This is a genomic window from Salinibacterium sp. SWN139 (genome assembly GCF_015864625.1).
In the GTDB taxonomy this organism is placed as follows: domain Bacteria; phylum Actinomycetota; class Actinomycetes; order Actinomycetales; family Microbacteriaceae; genus Rhodoglobus.
The window spans coordinates 314,923-328,886 of record NZ_JADYWV010000001.1 but is presented as its reverse complement, the minus strand read 5'-3'; the positions used below and the strand labels follow the sequence as shown (position 1 = coordinate 328,886).

General features: G+C 62.8%; 14 protein-coding genes. 3 read left to right on the top strand and 11 right to left on the bottom strand.

Annotated elements, in window-relative coordinates; genetic code table 11:
- Nucleotides 1-2 precede the first annotated feature (2 nt).
- The 11 genes from I6E74_RS01615 to I6E74_RS01565 form a co-directional block, all read right to left on the bottom strand.
- Nucleotides 3-932, bottom strand: coding sequence for a carbohydrate ABC transporter permease (locus tag I6E74_RS01615; protein ID WP_197122437.1), 930 nt, complete (start codon nt 930-932; stop codon nt 3-5).
- Entirely contained in the window at nt 929-1,909 is a 981-nt protein-coding gene (locus tag I6E74_RS01610; protein ID WP_197122435.1) for a carbohydrate ABC transporter permease, read from the bottom strand. Before I6E74_RS01610 ends, I6E74_RS01615 begins: the two co-directional genes overlap by 4 nt.
- Nucleotides 1,910-2,001: 92 nt before the next feature.
- The gene (locus I6E74_RS01605) at nt 2,002-3,327 is read right to left on the bottom strand and encodes an ABC transporter substrate-binding protein (RefSeq protein ID WP_197122433.1); all 1,326 of its coding nucleotides are present in this window, start codon (nt 3,325-3,327) and stop codon (nt 2,002-2,004) included.
- A 165-nt stretch (nt 3,328-3,492) separates the two neighbouring features.
- Nucleotides 3,493-4,359 carry an amidohydrolase gene (locus tag I6E74_RS01600; protein WP_197122431.1) on the bottom strand — a complete coding sequence of 289 codons (867 nt, stop codon included), beginning with the start codon at nt 4,357-4,359 and terminating at the stop codon, nt 3,493-3,495.
- A gap of 27 nt (nt 4,360-4,386) precedes the next feature.
- Nucleotides 4,387-5,076, bottom strand: a complete 690-nt coding sequence (locus I6E74_RS01595) for an RraA family protein (protein WP_197122429.1) — start codon at nt 5,074-5,076, stop codon at nt 4,387-4,389.
- Nucleotides 5,063-6,232, bottom strand: coding sequence for a mandelate racemase/muconate lactonizing enzyme family protein (locus I6E74_RS01590; RefSeq protein ID WP_197122427.1), 1,170 nt, complete (start codon nt 6,230-6,232; stop codon nt 5,063-5,065). Before I6E74_RS01590 ends, I6E74_RS01595 begins: the two co-directional genes overlap by 14 nt.
- 112 nt (nt 6,233-6,344) lie before the next feature.
- Nucleotides 6,345-7,316, bottom strand: coding sequence for an aldo/keto reductase (locus I6E74_RS01585; RefSeq protein ID WP_197122425.1), 972 nt, complete (start codon nt 7,314-7,316; stop codon nt 6,345-6,347).
- 21 nt (nt 7,317-7,337) lie between these two features.
- Entirely contained in the window at nt 7,338-8,351 is a 1,014-nt protein-coding gene (locus I6E74_RS01580) for a LacI family DNA-binding transcriptional regulator (protein ID WP_197122423.1), read from the bottom strand.
- Nucleotides 8,352-8,373: 22 nt separating this feature from the next.
- Nucleotides 8,374-8,844 carry a MaoC/PaaZ C-terminal domain-containing protein gene (locus I6E74_RS01575; RefSeq protein WP_197122421.1) on the bottom strand — a complete coding sequence of 157 codons (471 nt, stop codon included), beginning with the start codon at nt 8,842-8,844 and terminating at the stop codon, nt 8,374-8,376.
- Nucleotides 8,829-9,962, bottom strand: a complete 1,134-nt coding sequence (locus I6E74_RS01570; RefSeq protein WP_197122419.1) for an extracellular solute-binding protein — start codon at nt 9,960-9,962, stop codon at nt 8,829-8,831. Before I6E74_RS01570 ends, I6E74_RS01575 begins: the two co-directional genes overlap by 16 nt.
- Nucleotides 9,959-11,203, bottom strand: coding sequence for a CaiB/BaiF CoA-transferase family protein (locus I6E74_RS01565; RefSeq protein ID WP_197122417.1), 1,245 nt, complete (start codon nt 11,201-11,203; stop codon nt 9,959-9,961). Before I6E74_RS01565 ends, I6E74_RS01570 begins: the two co-directional genes overlap by 4 nt.
- A gap of 159 nt (nt 11,204-11,362) precedes the next feature.
- Between I6E74_RS01565 and I6E74_RS01560 the strand changes: the two genes are divergently transcribed.
- The 3 genes from I6E74_RS01560 to I6E74_RS01550 all read left to right on the top strand — a co-directional run bounded on the left by I6E74_RS01560 (nt 11,363) and on the right by I6E74_RS01550 (nt 13,935).
- Nucleotides 11,363-12,385 (top strand): zinc-binding dehydrogenase, encoded by a 1,023-nt coding sequence (locus tag I6E74_RS01560; protein WP_197122415.1) that lies wholly within the window; start codon nt 11,363-11,365, stop codon nt 12,383-12,385.
- A 32-nt stretch (nt 12,386-12,417) separates the two neighbouring features.
- On the top strand, nt 12,418-13,167 hold the full coding sequence (locus I6E74_RS01555; RefSeq protein ID WP_197123588.1) for an SDR family oxidoreductase: 750 nt from the start codon (nt 12,418-12,420) through the stop codon (nt 13,165-13,167).
- Nucleotides 13,168-13,299: 132 nt separating this feature from the next.
- Nucleotides 13,300-13,935: a putative quinol monooxygenase gene (locus I6E74_RS01550; protein ID WP_197122413.1), complete on the top strand. Its 636-nt coding sequence runs from the start codon at nt 13,300-13,302 to the stop codon at nt 13,933-13,935.
- The last annotated feature ends 29 nt before the right edge of the window (nt 13,936-13,964 follow it).

Genomic DNA, 13,964 nt, shown 5'->3' with positions numbered 1-13,964 from the left:
TGTTATCCCTTCACCGCACCAACAGTTTGTCCACGAATAAGGAAGCGCTGCGCTGTCAGGAACACGATCAGCAGCGGGATCATCGAGAGGAATGTCGCGAGCGCGAGCTGCGGCATGTAGAGCTTCACATCGAGGCCGGCTGCCACTGTGGCGTTGAACAGCGGGCTGGCCCCGATGAGCTCCTGGATGCCGATCGAGATCGTCTTGTTCTCCTGGCTCGAGGTGAGCAGGGCGAGCGGAAGGAAGAAGTTCGTCCAGTTGGCCACGAAGGAGAAGAAGGCAGCGAGCGCGATGACCTGCTTGGAGATGGGCAACGCCACGTAGAAGAAGGTGGCGATCTCGCTGAGACCGTCAATGCGGGCTGCTTCGACCAGCTCTTGCGGCATGGTCGTCATGAAGTGGATATAGACGAGGTAGGTGCCGAAGGGGAAGAAGCCCATGATGACGGCGACGGGCCACAGCTGACCCACAGCACCGATCGCGTTCACTTCGAGGAACAGCGGGATGACGAGAACGGTATTGGGCATCACCATCGCGAGCAGTGTTGCGAAGAGCATGACCTTGCGGCCGCGGAATCGCAACCGCGCTAGCGCGTAGCCGGCCGGAAGGGCCGCGACGAGGGCGAGCACTCCACCGATGACGGCGACGACGAGCGAGTTGCCGACCCAGCGAGTGAAGAGACCTCCGCCACCAGGACCGAAGCCATTGATCTGGCTCCAGCTGAAGACGACGTTGTCCCAGGACATTCCGCCGAGACCGAGGAAGCCGTCGGTGCCGGCCAGCACGCCTTCTTGGCTGCGGAAGGCCATCGCGATGAAGCCGATGATGGGCAGGATGAACGCGGCGGCGATGACCACCATGACGGTGATGCGGGCAATTCGTCCGATGGTCCAGTGTTTGGAACCTACGACGTTGGGAGCGCTGTTGCTCATCGCTTCTTCTCCTTCTCGTCGCCGAAGAGTCCGCTCTTCATCACGATGACGACTCCAATGCTCAAGGTAATGACAAGCAGGATGATGGACAGTGCGGCCGCGGCCGGAAAGTTTCGGTTAGTGAACGCGAAGGCGTAGCCCAACTGGGTTGGCGCCCATTCACCGGCTATCGCTCCCGACGAGATTTGCCGAAGCAAGTAGGGCTCAAGGAAGAGCTGGAAACCGTAGGCCAAGTTCATGAGGGCCGCGTAGCCGATCCACGGGCGGATGAGCGGCAGCTTGATGTGCCACGCGAGGTCCCAGGCGTTGGCGCCGTCGATCTTGGCGGCTTCGAAGATCTCGTCGGGGATGCCGTTGAGGCCACCGTTGACGACGATGATCCACGTTCCGACGCCCTGGAAGAAGAGCATGCCGGTGAGGATCATCGGCATATTGCTATCGGTGACGATCTCCTTGAGCGAGCCGAATCCGACCTCTTGCCACAGTGGGGCGAGGGGCGACTGCGTGGGGTGGAGCAGGTAAACCCAGAGAACGAAGTTGGCGATTCCGCTCAACGCACCAGGGATGAAGTAGAAGAAACGCATCGTGGAGCCGAAGCGACCGGGGCTGGCGTGAACCAGCAGGGCCAAACCGACGATGCCGATCATCATGAGCGGCAACCACACGATCATGACGGAGAAGATGTTGATGAACGTTCCGGAGAACCGATAGTCGGTGATTACCGTAATGAACGAGTCAATACCGCCGAACCCGCTGGCCGGGTTGACGAGAGTTGGTGCTTTTTGCAGGGCAATCCAGAAGGCGTAGCCGATGGGGATTGCAGCAGCAACGAGGAACAGTGCAAGGTACGGAGCGAGCAAGATCCACGCGCCGCGTGACTCTGCATGACGGGTGCGGTGATGCCGGGGTGTGGTCGATACACGGGGCCCGGTAGCCGGTGGCTCCGTGCCTTTCGTGGTTAGCGTTGAGCTGCTCATGTAGTCCTCGCCTATGAGTTGTGAGTGGGAACAGAGTGTGGGGGCTTCAAGGATCTGAAACCCCCACACCTGCTGTGCCTAGCTGGGTACTTCTATTCGGCTGTGACCGTGTAGCCGACCGAGTCAGCGCGGTTCACGAGTTCTGTACCGAAGGTGCTGAGTGCGTCGCTGATGGATCCGTCAGCAATCAGCGTGGGGCTGACCGTCTCGGTCCAGGCTGCACCGGTGTCGTAGAGCATGTACGAGTACGGTGCTACGGCGCCAGCGGCATCCTTGAACGCCTGCTGAACAGAGGCGACATCGGCGAAGTAGCCGTCAGCTTCGAGCTTCTCGAGCCAGGCATCCTGGATCGGGCCATAACCGGGAAGACCGGTCGAAAGCTCAACCTGCCAAGCCGGGTCAGTCGCAACGAACGTCGCGAAGGTCAGCGTGTTTTCAAGCTGCTTTCCGGTGATGTGCGAGGAGACGCCCCAGAGGCCGCCACCTTCGTTACCGGCGGTCGGGCTTGATTCGCCTTCCCAGGTCAACGGTGCGCTTGCACTCATCTCGCCGGCAGGAATCTTCCACGTGTCGCGGAAGAGGTAGTTACCCCACCAGACAGCACCAGGGCTCATAACCATGTTGACACCAGCTGCTGCGGCGTCACCATCGAAGATTCCCTGAGTGGTGAGTGCGCCACCGTCGTACATCTGCGTGAGCAGTTCGTTAGCACGAACACAGTTCGGGTCATCGAGGTTGATGTGAACTTCCGACTCAGAGAGGCGGTCGTTCGTGGGGCAATCTGCAGCCTGCAGGTAGCGGTTCACAGCGTAGGCGTCGCCGAGGAATCCGCTGATCTTGTCAGGGTGCTCTGCAGCGATCTGTACTGCGAGGTCGCCGTAGCCTTCCCACGTGGTGGGCAGCGTGTAGCCGTTCTCGTCGAAGAAGGCCTTGTTGTACCAGAACACGTCGGGGGCAGCGTCGTTACGCAAGCAACGGATCTGACCATCGATGTCGCAGAACGAGAGCACTGCGGGGTCGTAACCATCGATGACATCGGGAAGCAGATCGGTGAGGTCGGCTGCGTAGTTGCTGGCTGCACCAGTTGCCCACGCGATGTCGTCGTTGGAGGGGAAGAAGATGGCGTCAGGCCATCCTGAGCCAGCGGAGTCGAAGTTGGCGAAAGCCTGCTTCACCGTCTGTCCACCGACGGTTCCGTCAATCTGAACAACGTCGATTTCGATCTCCGGGTGAGCTTCCTGGAAAGCTTCTGCGGCGGGAACACGGGGCGGGTCAACCCATACCGTGATTTTTCCACCCGAGTCAGTCTGCTCGGGGGCGGTGGCGCCTCCATCAGCTGAACAGCCGGATAGAACGAGTGCAGCGGCGGAAATAATGGCCACTCCTGCACTGGCGGAAAGGAACCTCTTCGTCTTCATTGACACTCCTTGGTGAGGGTTACTACTGCTTCGTAGTGGAGAGCTGCGGGCCGCTGGAACGGCTCAGTTTCTCCGGTGCTCAAACGTTATACCAACCTTGGAAGTTGTGCAAACGTTTGATCAAAGGTTTTTCAACTGTTATCTGTTGCTGCCCGCTTCGACGCGCTAGCGGCCGAGACGAGCGGGATCGATGCGATAGAACTCCGCAGCGGTACGGCCAAGCAACTGCTCGCGGTCAGCGGCATCCACGCTGCCAAAGAGGGGCTGGAGCCCCTGCCAGACGCGGGTATAGCCGCCGGCGAGCACCGAAATAGGCCAGTCTCCGCCATACATGAGCCGCGCTGGGCCAAATACTTCGAGAGCGCGATCGAAGAACGGCCGCACATATTCGGTCGTCCACTGCTGCGGATCTCCCGCTGCCGAATAGAGGCCGCTGACCTTCGCGTACACATTCGGGTTCTGGGCGGCCTCAGCAATTGCTGACCACCAGGGCTCACGATCGGCAAGCCCGATCGGCGGCTTGGCCAAATGGTCAATGACCATACGCAGTTCCGGATGCCGCCGCGACAGCTCCGGGATGATCGCCAAGTGCTCGGGGAGCACCGCGACCACGTCGAAGGTGAGCCCGGCGCGTTCCAGCACCGTGAGCCCCTCTTCGACGTTGGGTCGCAGCAGCCACTCCGGATCTTCCTGATTGTGGATGAGAGTGCGCACCCCGACCATGCGGGTGTCGCCCTCCCACGACTCCACCGTGCGGGCCGCCTGCTCGGGCCGATCGATGGGCGCGTAGCCCACGATCGCCGCGACTTCATGGTTGGCGGCCGCGCACTCCGTCATCAAGCGCGTGTCATCGAAGTTGTCGGCCGATTGCACCTGAACGGTGTAATCGACGCCGGCAGCCCGCAACTCGGGCAGGAGCTGATCGAGCGTCATCACCTGATTGATGGGGGCGAGGGATTCATCGAGCCAGTCATAGTGAGCCCGATGGGGGTTCCAAATGTGCTGATGGGCGTCGATTACTGGAAAAGTCACGATAACTACCTCTCACTCGTGGCTAGTTTAGAGAATCCCGTGCCGTTCCCATACGGTGCGCAACGAATCTCCGGCGAGCAGTTCAGCCAGAACCGTCGATTCGTTGGCCGCCCGCGTACGAGCGCGGGTGAGAACTTCCTCTTCGTGCGCCCGCGGAATCACCACAGCACCGTCGTCATCCGCCATCACGAGGTCGCCGGGAGCAATGAGTACCCCCGCCAACTCGACAACAACATCCGAGGCGATCACGCGCATGCGAGCGCGGAAGTCGATCGGGCGACGCGAGCGCGAGAACGACGGAAAGCCGAGTTCGGCAATCTTGTCGGTGTCGCGCAGGTTGCCGTCGGTGATGACTCCGGAGGCTTTCGCACCCAGGGCCGCCGCGCTAAACAGTTCGCCCCAGAAGCCCGAGTCGTTGCTGTTGTCGGTGGCGATCACGATCATCTGACCAGCACCGATGCCGTCGATGAAGTCGATCGATTCCTTGTACGGATCGTCGAGATCTGACTCAAGTGCCGGAGCGAACCGCACGGTGCGGGCACGCCCGAAGGCACGCGAACCGGGCGTGATCGGAGCGAAACGCTGGTTGAGAACCTGGTTGCGCAGCCCGGATTCATCACACGAGTCACTGAGAATCGCGGTCGTCAGGCGTTCGTCACCGGGCAGCGGCGTGAAGCCTGAATCGTTGGCAGCGGCGGCGGCGTTAGCGGATGACATGTCCACCTCCGGGGCTGAAGGGGAACTGCGCTTCGATTTCGGGAGTCAGCTGGATGCCGAGGCCGGGAGCCTTCGGAGCCACAATTCCGCCATCCTTGAAGTCGACCTCCTCCACCCGCATTGCTTCGCGCAACGGGTTGGGCAGGGTGCAGTACTCGAAGAGCTCCACGTAGGGGTTCGCAAGCACGGTGTGCAGGTTGGCGGCGAACGTAACGCCGCTGCCCCACACGTGAGGCACGGTCTTCACGCCGGTGGCGTGAGCGAGCTCGGCAACCTGCGCGAAGGCCTTGGGCCCACCCACGAAAGTGACGTCGGGCTGAGCAACATCGAGCGCGTTAGCGTCGAGCAGTTGCGCGAAGTCCCGCACGGTTCCGTTGGATTCGACACCGGAGATCGGCACGTCCACGGCGGCACGCACGGCGGCGTAGCCAGCCACGTCATCCGCCTGGCAGGGCTCTTCGTACCAGCGGGCTCCGAGTTCGGCAGCCTTCTTGCCGACGCGAATCGCTTCGTCGACGGGCCACGGGTCAGAGGCGCAGGCCTGCACGGCGTCGATGACGAACTGCACGCCCTCGGGCAGCAGCGCGGTCACGTGGTCGAGCAGCTTGATGGTGGTGTCTGGATCGGTCATGGCGCGGAACTTCACGGTGCCAAAGCCGGCTTCGATCTGAGCCGCGGCCCAGTCAGAAACCTCGCCAAACGTGGTGCCGAGGCCGCCACTGGCGTACGACTCGATCCAGTCGCGCTTGAGGCCACCGAGCACCTCATAGGCGGGAACGCCGAGGCGCTTGCCGACGGCATCCACGGCCGCGGTTTCGATTGCTCCAGCAACACCGTTGAGCATTCCGCCGCGCGCCCAGAAGGCGGTGTATGCGCGGAGGTGGTCAGCGACGTCGAGGGGGTGAGCGAACTCGTGGTCGAGAACGTAGGGGCGGAACGCATCCACGATTCCAGGCACGGCGGCGGCGGCCATGATGCCCGCTCCCGCTTCCCCGATTCCGGTGGTTCCATCAGAGAGGGTTACTTCGACGAGGGCGGCATCCCACGACCAAATGGTTCCTCCGACCCACGTCAGTTCTTCTCCGGGCTGGTACCGGTGCGAAAGCAACACTGCGCGCACGGCGGTAATGGTTAGGGCTGTGTCAGTGAGTCCCATGGAAAGGGCTCCTCATTTCTAATAGCGAGCGATAGTGGTTACGGTATCTGATCAATCGTTTGATCACAAGCACGTGAGACCGCATCCGCGAAGGAGCGGTCGTCACGCGAAGTTAGAGCGCTGCGACCAACCCGGCAGCTTCGAGGTCAGCCCAGAGTCCCTCAGGCATCGCCGTTTCGTAACGCTCGATGTTTGAACGCACCTGGTCGCCACCGCGAGCGCCGACCACCACCGAGACGACCGCCGGATGCCGCAGCACGTAAGCGATGGCCGCTTCCGGCAGCGTAACGCCGTGGGCTTCACACGCGTCAGCTACACGGTTGGCCCGCTCAAGAATGGCGGGCGGAACAGGCCCGTAGTCGAAAGTCGCGTCGGGGCTTGGACGATTGCGACCGAGCAATCCGGAGTTGTAGACGCCGGCAACCACGATGCCGACGTTGCGTTCGAGAGCGAGCGGCATCAGGTCGGCAAGTGCGTCGTCGTCGATGAGAGTGAAGCGGCCAGCGCACATCACGAGGTCGACGTCCGCACGGCGAATTAGCTCAGCTAACGGCGCCGCCGCGTTCATGCCCGCACCGACGGCTTTCACCACGCCCTGTTCGCGAAGCTCAATGAGCGCGGCGATGCCCTCGGTGGAGGCCTGCTCAAAGTGGTCGTCGGGGTCGTGCATGTAGAGCACATCGAAGTGGTCGAGTCCGGTGCGGGCGAGAGATTCTTCGACTGAGCGGAGGATGCCGTCGCGACTGAAATCCCACTGTCGTTTGGTGACGGCGGGCACGGCGAAGCCCTGGTCATCCATCCGGTCTCCCCCACCGGGGTTGGGCACGAGAAGCTTGCCGACCTTGCTGGAGATGACGTATTCGTCGCGCGGATGAGTGCGCAGTTGTTCGCCCAGACGACGCTCGGAAAGTCCCAGCCCATAGTGCGGAGCGGTGTCAAAGTAGCGAACGCCAGCATCCCAGGCCGCCGCCACGCCCTCTTCGACTTCGGCGTCGGTGGTTTCGCGATAGAGGTTGCCGAGTTGGGCGGCACCGAGGCCGATCTCGGTCAGTTCAAGTCCACGCTGAGTTGATCTGGTCTTCACAGTTGGTTTCTCCAGGGAGTGTTAGCGCGCGGGAGGCGCAGTCGATTCGCGCACGATCAGCTCCGGTGCTGGATCGGCGATAACGCGGTCTTCGGCGGTGCCGGAGTTGATGTTGTCCCACAGGCTCGCCATCGCGGCGCGGCCCAGTTCATAGAGCGGCAATCGAACGCAGGTGAGGGGCGGCCACGCAATTTCGGCCGTCCAGGTGTCGTGCATCGCGACGATCGACATGTCTTCAGGAACGCGGATGCCCAACCGTCGTGCCTCGGAAAGCACACCGTGCGCGGCGTTGATGTTCGCCACCACCACCGCGGTGGGAGGCGTCGAGAGCTCGGCCATGGCATCCAGAGCTTGAGCGCCCTGCTTGGGGTAGTAGCCAAAGTCGGTGACGAGCTCGGGCTCCACGGTGAGATTGGCGGTCGCCATCGCTTCCATGAACCCGGCGAGACGACGCTGGCCCGACTCTGATGTCGGCACACCGCCGGCGTACCCGATGCGGGTGTGACCGAGTTCAATGAGGTGCTCGGTCGCCAGGCGCATCCCGGCCTCATCTTCAACGCGAACGGAACCACCCTTGCCGGGGTTGATCGTGTTGATGGAGATCACGGGCAAGCCACTGTCGGTCACGGTGCGCAGATCGTCACCACTCAAGTGGTCGCCGAACTGCACGAGAACACCATCGACTCGGCCCTCGCCCATGAGGCGCGGGATGGACTCTTCGCCCTCGGGCAACCGTTCGGTGCTCGCGATCAGCACCATGTAATCCTTGGACTTCGCCTCTTCTTCGACGCCGCGCATGAGCTCGGCGAAGATGGCGTTCGTGACGCCGGGCACGACAAGGCCAACGGCATGAGTGCGCGATGACTTGAGCGCCCGCGCCGTGAAGTTGGGCCGGTAGTTGAGCTCTTTCGCGGCGTCGTGAATGCGCTGCCGGGTTGCCACGCTCACCCGCACGCCCGGCTTTTCGCTCAGCACTCGCGAGACCGCCGACACCGAAACTCCGGCGCGGGTTGCAACATCACTCAAGGTAGCCATGGTTGCCAGTGTATTCGGGCAACTACTCGCTGGTACCTCGATTGACCAGATAAAGATGAGTCAGCACCATCACGGTGTCACCATGTTGGTTGGTTACCGTCACCAGTTCGTGCAGGTAGCCCGCCTGCTCCGGTCGCTTCGCGTGCAACGACATCTCGTTGATCTCCGCCGTCACTCGAATGGTGTCGCCGATGAAGACGGGGCGGATGAAGCGGATGCGGTCGTAGCCATAACTCATCGCCTGCGGGTTGATGTCGCCGGCCGTCATTCCCACCGCGACGGAGAGGATGAGGGTGCCGTGGGCGATGCGCTGACCGGCGGGCTGGGTCGCCATCCATTCGGCATCCATGTGGTGCGGAAAGAAGTCGCCGGTCTGGCCAGCGTGCAGCACGATGTCGGCTTCGGTGATGGTGCGGCCGACGGTCTCGCGACGCTCGCCTACCTCGTGGTCGTCATACCAGCGGTCTTTCGTGAGCATCAGCGCACCAGCCATTCTGCGACGCCCGCGTCGAGGCGTTCGCGTAGTTCAGCGATTGTGATTTCGCCCAGAAGGGCTGAGGTCACGAGCGGGGAGACCGCATTCTGCAGTTCGATGTAGGTCGCGAAGCGGGGGCGCATGTAGGCGCCTTCGAGCGTTGCGCGCGTGCCGGTGAAGAAGTCGAGGCTGTCGGCGTTGGTGCGCGCGCTTTCCCACGCGACCGCATTGCCGGGCTGGCCGCCACCGTCGTAGTACGAGCTCTCTTGCACGTCGCCCGAGGCGAGCCAGAAGGCGTGCGCGATCGCGGCATCCATGACCTTGCTTCGTGAAGAGACCGCGATTCCGGCCCCACCGAGCAGCGAACCGGCAAGGCCGCGCGTCGAGCTCGGGATGTCGATGTACTGAACGCGATTCGACCGGTAGCCGGCACGCGAATAGTTTGTGTAGCCAAAGAGCAATGGAGAGTACGCGAAGGTGTCGCTCTCGGCGAGCACATCCGCGACCTGAATCGGGTTGAAGCCGGCGTTGTCGGCGGGCACCAAACGGGCCAGGCGGGTGAGCAGTTCCATCGAGCGGGTCAGCCCGTCTTCAGAGAGGAAGACGCCGGGCGTCGCCATCGGGTCTTCGCCGAGCCCCGCGGCGATCGTGATGAGGCTCGAGTAGGAGTCGACCGGCTTGAACGGCCACAGCACCCGGCCTTCTTCGGCGAGCGCGATCACCTCGGGCCAGGTGCGGGGCGGTGCCTCGAGAAGATCGGGGCGGTACGCAGCAACCTGCGCGGCAGCATCGAGCGCGAGGCCCCACTGCTGGCCGAGGTGTTGGTACGACTCGTGCGAACGGCCGACCGACTGCGTTGCTAGCGTGGCCAACTCGGTGTCAAAGCCGCGCCCGTTCAGCGGCGTGAAGAGCTTGTCTTCTGCCGCGACCGGAATGTGTGGATGATCGATCACGAGCAGGTCGTACTGCTCAACCAGACTCTCCAGATCTTGGTCGGCAAAAGCCTGCAGTGAGCGGTACTCCCACTGCACCTCAACATCGGGAGCAACCGAGCGATACGCTTCGGCCGCCTTCACGACGCTGCCGTAGCCGCGCTCGTGTTCCCACGTCATTCCGCGAACGATGGTCGGGCTCATGCTGAGGCCTCCTGGGTTGCGGTTGCGGCGGGAGCGGCACCGGCACCGGCGGCAGCAGCGCGCGACGGGAACTCGGCCCGCACGCTGTCGTTGTCTTCTCCGAGAGTCGGGGCCGCTTTAGTGCTCGTGAGAATCTGGCCGTCAACGCGGATGGGGCTGCGGGTCGTCAGCAGGTCGTTGCCTCCACGGCTGACGGGCTGCGTCATCCGAATCGCTTCGAACCCACCCGAGGCCAGCAGTTCGTCGAGCGTGAGCACGGGAGCGCACCACACGTCGCCGGCATCGAGAATGTCGAGCCACTGCTGGGTGGTGCCGGTCGCGAAGTGCGCGGCGAGAACCTCTTCGACATACTCTTGGCGATCCCAGGCGAGCTGCGGGTCGAGCATCGCGCTGAGTTCTGCAATGCCGAGCAGGTCGCCCAGTTTCGGCAGCGGATTCATGGCCATCGCGATGTAACCGTCAGTGGTGGGATAGGTGCCGTACGGCGCTGCCAAGAAAGCATGGGCCGAGTGTTCGCCGTGGCGCTGCACCGTGATGCTGTCGTCGTTGAGCTTGGTGCTGAGCAGTTCGAACTGCAGGTCGAGCATCGCTTCGAGCAGACTCGTCTGCACGAGGCCGCCCTTGCCGGTGCGGAACTTGCGCACGAGAAGCGCGGTGACTCCCTGGGCGATGTGGCAGCTCATCAGGTGGTCGGCGATCGAGAGCCCGACCGGCACGGGGCCGTCGGTCTTCGAGCCGTTGAGCCACGGGATGCCCGACATCGACTGAGCGAGCAGGTCTTGCCCCGGGCGATCCTTCCACGGGCCCTCTTCACCGTAGCCGGTCGCGCTGGCGTAGACGATACCGGGGTTGATGGCGCGCACGGATTCAAAGTCGAGCCCGATGCGCTCCATTACGCCGGGGCGGAAATTCTGGATGATCACGTCGGCACGTTCGACGAGCTCTTTCACGTAGGCGAGGTCGTCGGCGACCTTGAGGTCAGCGGTGATCGACTCCTTGTTGCGGTTCATCGCGTGGAACGAAACAGTGTCGCCGTCGAACTCGCGACCGGCGAAAGCGAGGGTGCGACCGATGTCTCCCGTGCCGGGGCGTTCGATCTTGATGACGCGGGCACCGAGGTCGGCGAGACGCATCGCTGCGACTGGTCCGGCCAAGAATTGGCTGAAGTCCAGAACAAGGATTCCCTCGAGGGGGCGGTCCAGTGGCGCAGACTCCGTTGGTGCGCCGTGGTGGTCAGTCATTGCTGTTCAGCCTTCTGTAGATACTCGTGAACAATCGTTTGATCATGCTAGTATGACGCAGAAATAGGCGCAAGGGAAACAGTGCTTCAGACGGGCCGCATTCCGGCATCCGGCTTCCACTCGACCCGCGCGCACCACTAATCGCAAAGGAGCGCACCAGTGCTGAGCGTGAGTTATGTAGGCGAGCAACGCCTTGAGGTCAAAGAGTACGAACCGAAGCCTCCGGCCGCCGGCGAAGTTCAAATTGCGGTCGCCTACAACGGGCTGTGCGGCACCGATATGCACATCCTGCACGGCAATATGGATGCCCGCGTGCAGTTGCCCTTGACCTTTGGTCACGAGATGAGCGGCACCATTTCCGCTCTCGGTAACGGCGTTGACGGCTGGAACGTCGGCGACCACGTCACGGTCATGCCGCTCTGGTGGGACAACACCTGCCCCGCCTGCCTCGCCGGCAACCAGCACATCTGCCAGAACCTCGACTTCATCGGCATCGACTCCCCCGGCGCCCTGCAGGGCAAGTGGAACGTTCCCGCCGAAACGCTGGTTGCGTTGCCGCCCGAGCTGCGCCTCGATCACGCCGCACTCGTCGAACCCACCGCTGTTGCCGTGCACGATGTTCGCCGTTCGGGCCTCAAGCCCGGCGACAAGGCCGTGATTATCGGCGGCGGCCCCATCGGTGTTCTCATCGCTTCGGTCGCGCGCGAGTTTGGCGCTGAGGTTGCCGTCATCGAAATCGATGCTGCCCGCCGTGCTCAGATCGACGCCCTCGGCTTCACAACCCTCAGCCCCCTCGAAGTTGATCAGGTCGCCTGGGTCAACGAGTGGACCGGGGATGCCGGTGCCGACGTGGTCTTCGAAGTTTCGGGTGCTGCGGCAGCCGTGCTCGGCGCCACCGACCTCGCGAAAGTGCGCGGAACTCTCGTGGTTGTCGCCATCCACCCCACGCCCCGCGAGATCAACCTGCAGCGCGTCTTCTGGCGCGAACTCACGATTATGGGAGCGCGCGTCTACCAGCGCACCGACTTCGAAAAGGCCATCGAGCTGCTTGATGGCGGCGTCATCCCGGCCGATCTGTTGATCACGCGCATTGTGCCGCTGTCGCAGACGAGCGAAGCTTTCGCTGACCTTGCCGCCGGCAAAGCGATGAAGATTCTCGTGGATGTCGCGGGCCAAAAGTGAGCACGACAGAGAAAGGTAACCCCTTGAACGGCATGTTTGACCTCACCGGAACCACCGCGGTCGTCACCGGCGCCCGTCGCGGAATCGGCTTCGCCATGGCCGAGGCACTCGCCGCCGCCGGCGCGAACATCATCGGCGTCAGCGCCACGATCGAAGCTTCGGGTAGCGACATCGAAAAGGCAGTCACCTCGTACGGCCGCACTTTCGAGGGCATCGCCTGCGACTTCGCCGACCCGGATGCCGTAGCGGCGCTGGGCGAGACGCTCTCGACCCGCAATATGGACATCCTCGTCAACAATGCCGGAACCATCGAGCGCGCCCCCGCCGTTGACCACCCCACCGAGCTGTGGGATCGGGTCATTCAGGTGAATCTGTCGAGCCAGTTCACCCTCACGCAGGCCATCGCTCGCTCGATGATTGAGCGCGGCCGCGGCAAGATCATCTTCACGGCATCGCTGCTTAGCTTCCAGGGCGGCATCAACGTGCCCGGCTACACGGCCGCAAAGTCGGGCATCGCCGGCCTCACCAAGGCGCTCTCGAACGAGTGGGCGGGCAAGGGCATCACCGTGAACGCGATCGCCCCCGGCTACATCGCGACCGACAACACCCAGGCGCTGCAAGACGACCCCGACCGCTCAAAGGCGATCCTCGACCGCATTCCCGCCGGCCGTTGGGGCGTCGGTAGCGACCTCGCGGGCGCCACCGTGTTCCTCGCCTCGCGCTCCTCCGACTACGTCTCGGGCGCCATCCTCAACGTGGATGGCGGCTGGCTCGGTCGCTAGTTCTCCCCCAGCAGACTGAGTGTGTTGACGTCGCGTCGCGACGCGACCCAACCCACATCAGTTTTTCGATGTGCTTGATACGCTGGCCCCACTGCTCCAGCAGGGGGCTGTCTGGACCCAAAGAGGAGAATCATGGTTCACGTTCTTGGTTGTTTCCGAGCTAAGCCTGAGTTTCGCGCTGAGGTGAAGGCCGCGCTGCTAGGGGTCCGCACCGGCTCTGTTGAGGAAGAAGGGTGTCTTGGGGTCCGCCTGTACGAGGATCGCCACGATCCCGACTTGTTTTACGGGGATGAGCGGTTCGTAGACGCCGACGCGGTGGAGTTCCACCGCGCGCAGTCCTACGAGGTCGCTCTGATGCAAGTCGCCGAAAAGGGTCTCGTCGAACCTCCGGTCGCGTTCCTTTTAGAGGACGCGATTGTCAGTGAGGACGATGAAGTTTCTCGCTCCGCTGAACCAGGCGAACTCGTGGCGATTGCGGTGTTCGACTTCAAGCCGGGCCTGCGAGACGCGGTCATCGCTGCGTACGAACGGCAGATACCGAACGTTCGGGGCCAAGAAAGTTGCATCTCTTTCAACGTTTACCCCGTGATCGGCCAGCCATCACAACTCGTTGTGATCGAGTGGTGGACATCGCCTTCAGCGGCCCGTCAGTTCGCCACCACAGATGGGTTGTCCATCGAAACAGGGCAGCTCTTAGCGTCCTCGCTCATTGGACCAGTGCCCGAGTACCTTCACGAGCTCACGGAGATGTTCCCAAAGAATCCGTGACGCACGTTCCGTTGAGCGTGTGTTGAGGT